Below are 12,384 nucleotides of genomic sequence, written 5' to 3'. Positions count from 1 at the left end.
GTTTTCAAAGCATCATAGAGAATATAGGAGGAAAAAATGAAATTTGCACCAATGAATTATCATTATTTGAGATATCCTCTGAAGAAATTTCTGGACAAGGTAGAGCAGTCAGTATTTAACAGTATTGATTTGTATTGTAGTGCACCACAGTTTAACATATTTGATTATTCTCTTTTTTCATTACTTGAATTGGAAAAGGAGATCAGGAGAAGAAACCTAAGTGTTATGGCAATGACACCGGAGAATTGTACATACCCGGTTAATTTCTGCACACAGGACAGAGGAACACGTGAGTCCAGTATTCGTTATTATCAGCGAGCTATTGATACGGCTGAATTTCTTGGCTGTCACAAAGTCCAGATCAGTACCGGATTTGGATATTTCGATCAGTCACCGGAAGAGGCATGGAAGTACTGCAGGGATTCTTTGCAACAGTTGGGGGCTTATTGTGAGAAAAAGAATGTGGAACTGATGCTGGAGGAGTTGAAGGTAACAACAACGAATGTGCTGATAAAAAGTTCAGATCTGAAACGAATGATAGAAGAAACAGGTTCATCTCACATACATGGTATGGTAGATCTGGATCAGATGACCTATGCCGAAGAAAGCATAGATAATTATATGGATAATTTAGGTGCTCAGCTTGTTCATGTGCATTTTAACGATCGGGGACATACAGTTCCCGGAGATGGAGATTTTCCAATGAAAAAGCATTATGAGGATCTGAAGCGCAGAGGATATAAGGGGACAATTTCTTTTGAAATATGTGACCGTCGTTATTATTGTGATCCGGATAAGGTAATTGATGACATTACAGAATGGCTTAGGAGTAACACAACAGAATTAAGTTAATAAGGTGGATATCTTTCCACTTTATATAGAAACTAAAAAGTCAAGATTAAAAAGAAAAGGAGAACAAAAATGGGATACAGAAGTACAGATATTAAAAACATTATTGCAGAGATTATTGAGGACAAAAAAGAAAAAGGAGGAGTAAAATCTTTATATTTTGTAGGCTGCGGCGGTTCTCTCGGAGCACTTTATCCTGCAAAAACATTCATGGAGACAGAAAGTGCAGATATTAAATGTGCACTGATCAGCAGTAACGAGTTTGTACATTGCACACCGAAAGATTTTGGTGAGAATTCTATCATCTGCCTTTCCTGTCATAAAGGAAACACACCGGAAACAATTGCAGCTGCAAAGCTTGGTAAAGAGATGGGCGCTTCCGTTATCATTCTTACATGGCTGGCAGAGTCTGAAATCGTAGAGTTTGGTGACTATATTGTTCAGTATGAGTTTGATGCAAGCCCGGATCATCTGGAAGGAAATATTGATTATGCAGGTGAGAAAACAATGTGTGCACTTCTTGTTGCAGTAGAAACTTTACAGCAGACTGCAGGATATGAGAATTATGACAAATTCTATGCAGGCGTTGGAATGATCAGCAATATTATCAAAAATGCAAGAAAGCACGTAAAAGAGAGAGCACTGGCATTTGCTGAAGAGTATAAAGATGATACTGTTATTTATACAATGGGAAGCGGCGCAGGTTATGGCGCAGCATATATGGAAAGTATCTGTATTTTTATGGAGATGCAGTGGCTGGATTCCAGCAGCATTCACACAGGTGAATTTTTCCATGGACCATTTGAGATCACAGATGCAAATCGCGCATTTATGATCCAGATTTCCGAGGGAACTACAAGAGAACTTGATGAGAGAGCATTGAAATTCCTGAACAAATATGGAAAACGTATCGAAGTTCTGGATGCAAAAGAGCTTGGATTATCTACTATTGATGCATCTGTAGTGGATTATTTCAATCATTCTCTGTTCAACAACGTGTACCCGATCTACAATCATGAGCTGGCTGAGAAACGTGAGCATCCGCTTCCAACCCGTCGCTATATGTGGAAAGTAGAGTACTAATCAGAGAAAGCCGGGGTGTGGTACAGATGAAGGATTTCAGGATCATCGCAATAGGCGATAACGTATGTGATAAATATCTTTCCAGGGGAAAAATGTATCCAGGTGGACAGTGCGTAAATACCTGTGCATTTTCCGGAATGAATGGTGCTAAAACGGCATATCTTGGAAAATTTGGAAACGATGAGGTTGCGAAATGTGTACAGGATACATTGAAAGAGCTGAAAATTGACTATAGCCATTGCAGATATTTTGAAGGAGAAAACGGTTTTGCCCTTGTCACATTAAAAGGAAATGATCGTGTATTTCTTGGATCAAATAAGGGTGGAATCGCCAAGGAACATGCCTTTGATTTTACAGAAGAAGACATGGAATATATAAAAGGATTTCAGCTTATTTACACGAATCTGAATTCTTATATTGAAGAAGAACTTTCCTTATTAGAAAAAACCGGTGTACCGATTGCCTATGATTTTTCTACAAGATGGACAGATGAATATCTTGAAAAGATATGTCCGTATGTAACGGTGGCAATCATGTCCTGCGCACATCTGAGTTCAGAGAAACGGGAAGAAGAGATGAAAAAAGCACAGGCAGCCGGAGTTAAGATCGTTCTTGGTACAATCGGAGAAGATGGCTCATGGGTGCTTTATAAAGATAATTTTTATTATACAAAAGCTATATATGCAGAAAATGCTATTGATACCATGGGCGCCGGAGACAGTTATTTTTCCGCTTTCTTAAGCTCCCTGCTGGAAACTTCAAAGGATGGAATTCTTATTGAGGAAAGCGATGAGAAAATGAAAGAACGTCTGTTAACCGCAATGAATAAGGGTGCTGCTTTTTCCGCAAAGGTATGTGCAATGGAAGGTGCTTTTGGCTATGGAGTTCCGATTGAAGGAAAGACAGAACTGTAAAAACATGTATGAAAGGGGATTTGTACAATGAAACCAGATATGTATGAAAATAATGGAGAAGGTATTCTCTGTGTTTACAAAAATGAAAAATGGCTTGTATGCATCAAGAATTGGAAACCGGATAATGATATTGAAGGAATCGCACATCTCGAGATCCATCATTCCACAGACGAACAGTTTATTCTGGCAGAGGGGAAAGCAATTCTTATTACAGCAGAGCGTAAAGAAGGTAAATTTGATATCGAACTTACATTAATGGAGCAGGGTAAAGTTTACAATGTACCAAAGGAAGTATGGTTCTATTCTATTACTCAGAAAGATACTAAGATGATGTATGTACAGGATTCTAATTGCTCTATGGATAACAGCGATTTTATGGATCTGACTGCAGAAGAGGTGAAGTATATTCAGGAAAATGCAAAAAAACTTTTTGCAAAATAAACAAGGATAAAACAGAGCCAGTATCTGATCGTTTATGAAAAGACAGGGAGAATGTGCCTTTTGTTTAAGCACATTCTCCCTGTTTTTTATGATAAGATGAAATTTACAAGGATTTAACTTTTTCCGGATAATTATTTTTACATTGCTTTTGTAAAATGCTATATAGATTTCGGAGAAAGGAAAGGGCTGAGCTTTGAGTAAAAAAATATTTAAGTATATCATGCTGGTTTCATCACTGATCACAGTACTGGGACTGGCATTTGTCGTGGGGATCCTTTATCACTATTTTCAGGGACAGCTGATGGGTGAGCTGAAGAAAGAAGCCGTGTATATTTCCAGAGGTGTGGAAAGTACCGGGACAGATTATCTGAAGAAGCTGAATGATGAGGATTCCAGGATCACTTATGTGGATGAAAGTGGAAAAGTTATCTACGACAATGAGGCAAATGTGGAAAGCATGGATAATCACGGACATCGCAAGGAGATCCGTGAAGCAGAGATCAACGGAGAAGGTGCGGATGAAAGAATGTCATCCACGCTTTCCGAAAAAACAATGTATTATGCAGTACGCCTTGAAAATGGCAATGTGCTGAGAGTTTCCAGTAACCAGGCTTCTGTATGGATGCTGCTCCTGCAGCTGCTTCCGCCTTTTGCTGCAGTTCTGATACTTATGCTGCTCCTGTCTGGCGTATTTGCATCCAGGCTTTCCGGGAAGGTTGTGGAACCTCTTAATAGGCTTGATCTGGAGCATCCGGATGAGAATGATGCCTATGATGAGGTACAGCCGCTTCTCAGCAAGATCGGCAGACAGAGCCGGCAGATCCGTCTGCAGCTTGAGGCAGCCAGAAGACAGCAGAAAGAATTTTCTATTATCACGGAGAACATGCAGGAGGGACTTCTTGTGATCGACCGTTATACCATGGTACTTTCTGTCAACTCCAGTGTGGGAAAGCTTCTTAAGGTAAAGGAGATCAAAACAGGAGAAAGTGTATATCTTCTGAACCGCTCGGAGGAGTTTCGAGGTGTCGTTGGGCAGGTCCTTGAAGGAAAGCATGAGAACAAGATCCTTCGTCTGGATGGCAGTGAGATTCAGGTGATCGCCAATCCTGTCACAAGAGAAAATAAGACAGAGGGTGCGGTGATCCTTCTGGTGGATGTGACCGAAAAAGTAGAAAGGGAACAGCTGCGAAGAGAATTTTCCGCCAATGTTTCCCATGAACTGAAAACGCCGCTGACTTCCATTTCCGGATTTGCTGAGATCATGCAGGACGGATTTGTGAAGGATGAGGATGTGAAGGTTTTTGCAGGACGCATCTATAAGGAAGCGCAGAGACTGATTCGTCTGGTTGGGGATGTGATCCGGATCTCCCGTCTGGATGAGGGCGGATTGCCGTATCAGTGGGAAAAACTGGATCTTTACAGCCTGACTCATGATATTTTTTCTACCTTACATGAAGCTGCCGAAAAGCAGGAAGTGCATATGTATATGGAAGGCGGAAGTACAGTGCTGGATACAGTGCCGACGATCATGGAAGAGGTTCTCTATAATGTCTGCGATAATGCTGTCAAATATAACCGCCGGGGTGGAGAGGTCTTTGTGAGACTGAAGGATGGCGAGGATGCAGTTCGCGTGAATGTGCGGGATACAGGGATCGGTATTCCGAAGGAAAATCAGGAACGCATTTTTGAACGCTTTTATCGGGTGGACAAAAGCCATTCCAAGGAAATCGGCGGAACCGGTCTTGGCCTTTCCATTGTGAAGCACGGGGTAAAAACTCTGAACGGCAGGCTGTGGCTTAACAGTGAGCCGGGACAGGGAACCGAGATCATTATGGAATTTCCGAAACATCATATGGAAGAGGAAGCAGCAGAGTGAACATAGGTCGTGCAGCGATGATGTTCATAGGCATGCAGCAGAGTGGAAGATGAAAGGCCGTTCTGTTGTATGCATCTGCTGTTTTTTATATCGTAGTATATTGCTGGTTGGAGGTTGATGGTTTGACAGACCGGAAGGGTTATGCTATCTTATGTAATAATAATCAGAATAAGCAACAGGAAAGCGGATGATAACGGTCCGCTTTCTGTATTATAATTGGTTCGGAATAATTCCGGACGACTATACTGAGGGGAATAAAAATATGATACAGGCAATTGTTTTACTGGTGTTACTGATCTTTCTGAACTCTGTTTTTGCAGGTGCGGAAATGGCGATTCTGTCCATGAATGAAGCAAAGATGAGGGAGCTGGCAGAAGAGGGAGATCACCGGGCGCAGATTTTGATAAAGCTTACAGAACAGCCGGCACATTTTATGACAGCGATCCGTGTAACGGTAACTACGGCAGGATTTCTGCAGAGCGCTTTTGCGGCAGAATATTTTGCACAGCCGATGACAGAGGCACTGATAAAGACAGGGATAGATGTACCACAGAATGTTCTGAAGATCGTATGCATGATCATTGTGACCATACTGCTTTCCTATGTAAGTCTTCTGTTCGGAGAACTGGTGCCAAGACGTCTGGGAATGAAAAATCCGGATGAGCTGTCTCTGCGTCTGGCAGGACTTCTTAAGATCGCGATGATCGCAGTCTGGCCGGCTACTGCACTTCTGACAGTAACTGCCAATGGTGTGCTGTATCTGATGGGGATCAAACCGGAAGAAAAAGAGGAGCAGGCCACAGAGGAAGAGATCCGTATGCTGCTTACAGAGGGAAATGAACAGGGCAGCATCCAGCAGGAAGAAAGCGAGATGATCCAGAATGTTTTTGACCTGGATGATACTGCGGCAGATGAGATCTGTACACACAGAAGAGATGTGGTTGTCCTCTATATGGAAGACTCCGATGAGGAATGGGAACGGATCATCAGAGAGAACCGTCACACCTTTTATCCGGTATGCGGGGAAGATCAGGATGATATTATCCATATTCTGGACACCAGAGATTATTTCCGCCTGGATGACAGATCCAGAGAAGCTGTTCTGCATCATGCCTGTTATTCACCGTTTTTTGTACCGGAATCCATGCGTGCCAACCTGATCTTCCGGGAAATGAGGGAGAAACGGGATTATTTTGCAGTAGTGCTGGATGAATATGGCTGCTTTGTAGGAATTGTCACTCTGCATGATCTTGTGGAGACGCTGGTGGGAGATATTGACGACAGGACAGATCTGCCGAAGCCGGATGATATTGAGAAGACAGGAGAACATATCTGGAAAATACAGGGAGGAGCGATCCTGGATGATGTGGCAGAGGTCATAAATGTGGAGCTTCCTGTAGAAAAATATGATACTTTCAGCGGCTTTGTCTGCGGAGTTCTGGAACGTGTACCGGAGGACGGAGAACAGTTCCGATGCAGCTGGAAAAACCTGGATATTGTGGTAAATCAGGTCAGAAACCATACCGTTGTGGAGGGGATCGTTCATGTTCAGCCAGAGAAAAAAGTGCAGGAACAGAAAGAAGAGATCTGACAAAACCTTGTTCAGCCAGGTCATGGGACAGTTATCGGGAGAAAGATCTCCGGGGATTTATGGACATTTTCGAACATGTTGTTGCTTGAAAGTATGTTATTTTTATGACATAATAAGGAAATAACCCGAGGAAAGCTTGTGATGGGGGAGAGAAAATGCCAGGTTTTACAAGACAGATCATACTGCATACACTGACGGAACTTATGAACGAAAAACCATTGTCCAAGATTACGGTAAAGGACATTGTGGAACGCTGTGGAGTAAACAGAAATACATTTTACTATCATTTCAGGGATATTCCGGATGCGGTGGAAGCAATGGTAGGGGAAGAGCTGAATGACATTCTGAAGGATCAGAAAGCACCGGAATCAGTCAGCGACTGTATGGAAATCCTTGTCAATGCAGTTCAGAAGAACAAAAAAGCCATGATACATCTGTACCGCTCGATCCAGAGGGATGTATTTGCCGATTATCTGGATCATGCCGCAGAGCGTGTGGTGGAGGAGCTGATCAACAGGGCGGTCGGAGACTTTGAAATGGATCAGGAAGATAGGCATCTTATAAGCCGGTATTATAAATGTGTATTTGTGGGAGTGATCCTGGACTGGCTGCGGCATGATATGGATTATGATATCCTGTCAGATATGCATAAGCTGGAGTATATTTACGAGAAGAGCCTTGAGATTCAGTACAAAAATCTGAAAGAAAAGCTATGATTTCAACTAAATGAAGATTAAAAATATCCATTCACTGTAGAACAGGAATGTCCTCGAATTTTATTAAGGTATAGAAACGGTTAATTTTGAGCTGGTGTCTGAAATTTAGGCACTGGCTCTTTTTTGTCTGTTTTTTTAAACGACACAGTGATGTATAATTCAGTACAATAAATGAGAAAAAATTATCAAGGAGGGAACGTATGGATGACCTGAAACAGCTGAAGCTTGTAAAAAACATCTACATCGTCATGTCATTACTGTTCTGTGTGCTGGGTATTTTTCTGATGGCAAGGCCCAAAAGCTCTGTAAAAATGCTGTGCGTGCTCATGGGAATCATGCTGATCCTGTACGGAGCTATTAAGATCAGCGGATATTTCACGCGAGATGCTTTCTGTCTGGCATTTCAGTTTGATCTGGCTTTCGGGATCCTGCTGATGGCAGTGGGAGTGATCCTGATAGCCAGAAAAAATTTCGCAGTGGATCTTATTTTTTCCGTGTTCGGAATCCTGATCCTGGCAGATGCCCTGTTTAAGATCCAGATGTCTGTAGATGCGAAGAGATTCGGTCTGGCGTTGTGGTGGCAGATCCTGCTGATCGCACTGGTCACCGGAGTGATCGGAGTTCTGGTTTTTATCAGACCATTTGAAGCAGCAGCTATGATGATGGTGTTGGTGGGATTTTCCATTTTACTGGAAGGGATCCTCAATCTATGGGTCGGGATCCTGACGATCAAGATCATCAAGAGTCGGCTTTAAACATAAACATAAAAATAACCAATCACTTTAGATAATAACATAGGAGGAAATAGAGTATGGGAATCGTAGACAAAGCAAAACAGGCAGCGATCGCAGCTACCGTAACAAAAGCACTGGATTATCTTGAGAAGGATCCGGAGACAAACATACCGAAGATCATGGAAATGGTTGATAAAGTAACACCGGATGGCTGGTATGCAGGACAGAGAAATGCGATCCGTCACTCCATCGAGGCAAAGGACAACTGGTATCAGCTGATCCTTCGTATGTATCAGCTGGATGCCGGCGTACGCCAGACATTTTTCCGTAACTTTATTGTAAATGCCAGTCTTAAGGGAAGCGCAACGCAGGAAAAGGTATCAGAAGAGAATGACTGCAATGTACCGTGGGCAATTCTTCTTGATCCTACCAGCGCATGTAACCTTCATTGCACAGGATGCTGGGCAGCAGAGTATGGCCACAAGCTGAACCTGGATCTTGAGACCATCGATTCTATCGTAAAACAGGGTAAAGAACTGGGAACCTATATGTACATCTACACAGGCGGTGAGCCACTGGTCCGCAAAAAGGATCTCATTAAGATCTGTGAGATGAATCCGGACTGCGAGTTCCTTTCCTTCACAAACGGAACTCTTATTGACGAAGAATTCTGTCAGGAAATGCTCCGTGTGAAAAACTTCGTTCCGGCTATCAGCCTTGAGGGAACAGAGGCAACTACAGACGGACGTCGTGGTGATGGTGTATATCAGAAGGTTATGCACGCCATGGAGCTTCTGAAGAGTCACGGCCTTCCGTTCGGTGTTTCCACATGCTACACATCCGCAAACGTAGATGCAGTAAGCAGTGAGGAGTATTTTGATCATCTGATTGAGTGCGGAGCTTATTTTGCATGGTTCTTCCACTATATGCCGGTTGGAAATGATGCAGCAGCAGATCTCCTTCCCACACCGGAGCAGAGAATCAAAATGTACGACAGCGTCCGCAGATTCCGTGCCACAAAATCTCTCTTCACTATGGACTTCCAGAACGATGCAGAGTATGTAGGCGGATGTATCGCAGGTGGCCGTCGTTACCTCCATATCAATGCAAACGGAGACGTGGATCCTTGCGTATTCATTCATTTCTCCAATGCGAACATTAAAGAATGTACACTCCTTGAGGCGCTGAAGAGCCCGATCTTTATGGAGTATCACAAGGGTCAGCCGTTCAACAAAAACATGCTTCGTCCATGTCCGATGCTTGAAAATCCTGAGCTTCTCCGCAAGATGGTTGAGCGTGCAGGAGCGAAATCTACAGATCTTCAGTCTCCGGAAACAGCGGAGCATCTCTGTGCAAAATGTGATCACTATGCAGAGGTATGGAAGAAACAGGCCGATGAGCTCTGGAGTGAGAGCCAGGCAAAAAAAGCTGCAAAAAAATCAACAACTTGTTAATTAACACTTGATATAGATGTTGGGATACTGTATAATGAACCCGTTTTTCAGGAGTCTGAAATAACAGTTCAGATAAGAGTGTCGAAACAGAAGAGACACGATACGTGTACTGACAGATAACAGGGCGGTTATATTCAGCAGTGGGTATAACTGCCTTCTTTTTTATGTTATCGTCAGGACATAGGGAAAGAAAGGATGGATTCATTATGGAAAAACAGGAGAAAAACACAGCCAGCCCTTATGAGCTGGATGGACGCCCACCTCTTAAGGTGGCAATTCCCCTTGGACTGCAGCACGTGCTTGCCATGTTTGTGGGTAACCTTACCCCGCTTCTGATCATCACGGCAGCCTGCGGGATCGAAGCAGGAGGGGATCTTCAGGTTGCATTACTTCAGAATGCAATGCTGATCGCAGGAATTGTTACACTTGTACAGGTCTTTACGATCGGACCGGTCGGTGGCAAGCTTCCTATCGTTATGGGAACAAGTTCAGGCTTCATCGGCGTATGTCAGAGTGTTGCCGGAGTCATGGGAAATGGTGTCGTTGCCTATGGTTCGATTATGGCAGCCTGCTTTATCGGCGGTCTTTTTGAGACTGTTCTGGGAAGCTTTCTGAAGCCCTTGAGAAAATTTTTCCCATCTGTTGTAACAGGTACGGTTGTACTTTCAATCGGTCTTTCACTGATCGGTGTGGGAATCAGCTCTTTCGGTGGCGGAAGCTCCGCAAAGGATTACGGTTCTCTTGAAAACCTTTTCGTAGGCTTTGTAGTTCTGATCGTGATCATTGTACTGAAGCATGGAACAAAAGGCTTCACAAGCTTTTCTTCAATCCTCATCGGTATTATCGTGGGATACGTTCTGGTAAGTATCATGGCTATGGTACTTCCTACAACATTTACATATGTAGATGACACAGGTGCTACTGTGGAGGCTACAAAGGCCTGGGTTCTCAACTGGGACAAGGTTGCTCAGGCAAAATGGTTTGCGGTACCGGCACTGATGCCTGTAAAATGGGTGTTTGACGCACGTGCGATCGTGCCGATCCTGATCATGTTTATTGTAACTGCAGTTGAAACAGTTGGTGATATTTCCGGAATCACAGAGGGTGGTCTTGGAAGAGAGGCTACAGACAAAGAGCTTTCCGGTGGTGTTATGTGTGACGGACTTGGATCTTCCTTCGCAGCACTGTTCGGTGTGCTTCCGAACACATCCTTCAGCCAGAACGTTGGTCTGGTTGCAATGAATAAGGTTGTAAACCGTTTCTGTATCGCTACAGGAGGAATCTTCCTGATCGCATGCGGACTGTTCCCGAAGCTTGCTGCACTGATCTCCATCATGCCGCAGAGCGTTCTTGGCGGCGCTGCTGTTATGATGTTCTCATCCATTGTTGTCAGCGGTATCCAGTTAATCACCAAGTGGCCAATCGGACCGAGAAATGTTACGATCGTTTCCGTAGCACTTGGTCTTGGTTATGGACTTGGCTCCAATACAGCGATCCTGGTGCATCTGCCACAGGCGATCAGCCTGATCTTCGGCGGTTCCGGTATTGTTCCGGCAGCGGTATTTGCTATTATTCTTAATATTGTTCTTCCGAAGGATGAGAAGAGTGAGATTGAGAGAGCTGAGGAGATGCTGGAGAAAGTTAAGAATAAATAAAAAAGTGTAAGAATAAAAAGAGTTTTTTTCTTTTTTGAGACTGTTGGACTTTATTGGTCTGACGGTCTCTTTTTTTATATGTTTTTATTTTTAGGATAAAGGTTCGGCCTTTTGGAAGGCGGTAATTTGCGAGAAGGGGAAGCACTCGGAGTTGCGAAGGCCGTCTCCCCTTCTCGCACTCTTCCCCTCCTGGCCACGCCGCTGTTCTACGTTATGGTGGGCGTGAATGTTCTGACAGGGTGCGGGATTCGGGGGTGTTGAGGAGGGGAGGCTGTGCCGCTCTGTTGGGAGGTAAAATGTCGAAATAATCTTCTTGTGATTTCGCCCATATTGTGCTAGACTGAAATTATATTCATCAAATAGGATTGAAATAATTTATTTGTAAAGGATAAGAAAGATAATAGAAATTCAGCTTGGATTGTAGTAATATGATATATATCTATTGAAAGCAGGTGATTTTATGCGTACACCTATGGATGAAGCAACATTTTTAGGACAATAAGCGGGAATCCTCGGCAATTCAATTACCGAGATGAAAGCGCAAGATTGTGCATATCTGCACATTGAAATAATATAATAATCTCCCAATCCCTTGATATTAATGCCGTAACCGGCATATAATCATTCGAAAATATGTTCGATTTCTGTTGCGCATTTTTACTCGTTATGTTATACTATATGTATGAAAGAAAATCTAATACATTACAGGACTTGTGTGTGTAATATTAATTACCATATGGTGTGGTCGGTGAAATACCGGCGGAAGATATTAAACCCAGAAATTGAGGAATACCTAAAGGAACTGGTGCAGCAGATCGCTGAGGATAAAGGTTTTACTGTTCATTTATTTGAATGTGGTGAAGGTGATCATGTCCACTGCTTTGTATCAGCTCCACCAAAACTGTCCATAACAGCGATCGTCAAGTATCTGAAGGGAATCACCGGCAGAAAACTGTTCGAACGTTTTCCGGAAATAAGAAACCAGCTATGGAAGGGAGAGCTGTGGAACCATTCCTATTATGTGGAAACGATCGGATCTGTATCGGAGGAAAATATCCGCCGTTATATTGA

The 12,384-nt window shown here is 43.2% G+C and carries 11 protein-coding genes; all 11 read left to right on the top strand.

Features of this window, described 5'->3' with window-relative positions; genetic code table 11:
• Positions 1-36: 36 nt before the first annotated feature.
• The gene (locus ACTNDQ_RS00765; protein WP_279198763.1) at positions 37-852 is read left to right on the top strand and encodes a sugar phosphate isomerase/epimerase family protein; all 816 of its coding nucleotides are present in this window, start codon (positions 37-39) and stop codon (positions 850-852) included.
• Positions 853-921: 69 nt separating this feature from the next.
• Complete coding sequence (locus ACTNDQ_RS00760; protein ID WP_118512701.1) at positions 922-1,932, top strand: SIS domain-containing protein; 1,011 nt, start codon at positions 922-924, stop codon at positions 1,930-1,932.
• 26 nt (positions 1,933-1,958) lie between these two features.
• Positions 1,959-2,846, top strand: coding sequence for a fructoselysine 6-kinase (locus ACTNDQ_RS00755; RefSeq protein ID WP_279198783.1), 888 nt, complete (start codon positions 1,959-1,961; stop codon positions 2,844-2,846).
• Positions 2,847-2,873: 27 nt separating this feature from the next.
• Positions 2,874-3,287 carry a cupin gene (locus ACTNDQ_RS00750; RefSeq protein ID WP_118608888.1) on the top strand — a complete coding sequence of 138 codons (414 nt, stop codon included), beginning with the start codon at positions 2,874-2,876 and terminating at the stop codon, positions 3,285-3,287.
• Between the two features lie 193 nt (positions 3,288-3,480).
• Complete coding sequence (locus ACTNDQ_RS00745) at positions 3,481-5,163, top strand: sensor histidine kinase (protein WP_330684099.1); 1,683 nt, start codon at positions 3,481-3,483, stop codon at positions 5,161-5,163.
• 262 nt (positions 5,164-5,425) lie between these two features.
• A complete protein-coding gene (locus tag ACTNDQ_RS00740; protein WP_278795459.1) occupies positions 5,426-6,754 on the top strand; it encodes a hemolysin family protein in 1,329 nt (442 codons plus the stop codon).
• A gap of 155 nt (positions 6,755-6,909) precedes the next feature.
• Positions 6,910-7,470, top strand: a complete 561-nt coding sequence (locus ACTNDQ_RS00735) for a TetR/AcrR family transcriptional regulator C-terminal domain-containing protein (RefSeq protein ID WP_278795458.1) — start codon at positions 6,910-6,912, stop codon at positions 7,468-7,470.
• A 200-nt stretch (positions 7,471-7,670) separates the two neighbouring features.
• Positions 7,671-8,225, top strand: a complete 555-nt coding sequence (locus tag ACTNDQ_RS00730; protein ID WP_015526279.1) for an HdeD family acid-resistance protein — start codon at positions 7,671-7,673, stop codon at positions 8,223-8,225.
• Positions 8,226-8,281: 56 nt separating this feature from the next.
• Positions 8,282-9,658, top strand: coding sequence for a radical SAM protein (locus ACTNDQ_RS00725; RefSeq protein WP_021652466.1), 1,377 nt, complete (start codon positions 8,282-8,284; stop codon positions 9,656-9,658).
• Between the two features lie 206 nt (positions 9,659-9,864).
• Positions 9,865-11,313 (top strand): uracil-xanthine permease family protein, encoded by a 1,449-nt coding sequence (locus ACTNDQ_RS00720; RefSeq protein ID WP_044962082.1) that lies wholly within the window; start codon positions 9,865-9,867, stop codon positions 11,311-11,313.
• Positions 11,314-11,995: 682 nt separating this feature from the next.
• A partial coding sequence (gene tnpA / locus ACTNDQ_RS00715) for an IS200/IS605 family transposase (RefSeq protein WP_441063229.1) occupies positions 11,996-12,384 on the top strand: 389 nt, incomplete at its 3' end.

Origin of the sequence: Blautia massiliensis (ex Liu et al. 2021) (assembly GCF_052064225.1) — a bacterium.
Lineage (GTDB): Bacteria > Bacillota > Clostridia > Lachnospirales > Lachnospiraceae > Blautia_A > Blautia_A fusiformis.
Note: the sequence above shows the minus strand (reverse complement) of the source record. Positions and strands in the feature narration are given on the sequence as shown.

Excerpts from the sequence above, each read along its gene's own strand:
- ACTNDQ_RS00725 (WP_021652466.1), top strand. The coding sequence starts at position 8,282 with ATGGGAATCGTAGACAAAGCAAAACAGGCAGCGATCGCAGCTACCGTA.
- ACTNDQ_RS00720 (WP_044962082.1), top strand. The coding sequence starts at position 9,865 with ATGGAAAAACAGGAGAAAAACACAGCCAGCCCTTATGAGCTGGATGGA.
- ACTNDQ_RS00750 (WP_118608888.1), top strand. The coding sequence starts at position 2,874 with ATGAAACCAGATATGTATGAAAATAATGGAGAAGGTATTCTCTGTGTT.
- ACTNDQ_RS00755 (WP_279198783.1), top strand. The coding sequence starts at position 1,959 with ATGAAGGATTTCAGGATCATCGCAATAGGCGATAACGTATGTGATAAA.
- ACTNDQ_RS00740 (WP_278795459.1), top strand. The coding sequence starts at position 5,426 with ATGATACAGGCAATTGTTTTACTGGTGTTACTGATCTTTCTGAACTCT.
- ACTNDQ_RS00760 (WP_118512701.1), top strand. The coding sequence starts at position 922 with ATGGGATACAGAAGTACAGATATTAAAAACATTATTGCAGAGATTATT.
- ACTNDQ_RS00730 (WP_015526279.1), top strand. The coding sequence starts at position 7,671 with ATGGATGACCTGAAACAGCTGAAGCTTGTAAAAAACATCTACATCGTC.
- ACTNDQ_RS00765 (WP_279198763.1), top strand. The coding sequence starts at position 37 with ATGAAATTTGCACCAATGAATTATCATTATTTGAGATATCCTCTGAAG.
- ACTNDQ_RS00735 (WP_278795458.1), top strand. The coding sequence starts at position 6,910 with ATGCCAGGTTTTACAAGACAGATCATACTGCATACACTGACGGAACTT.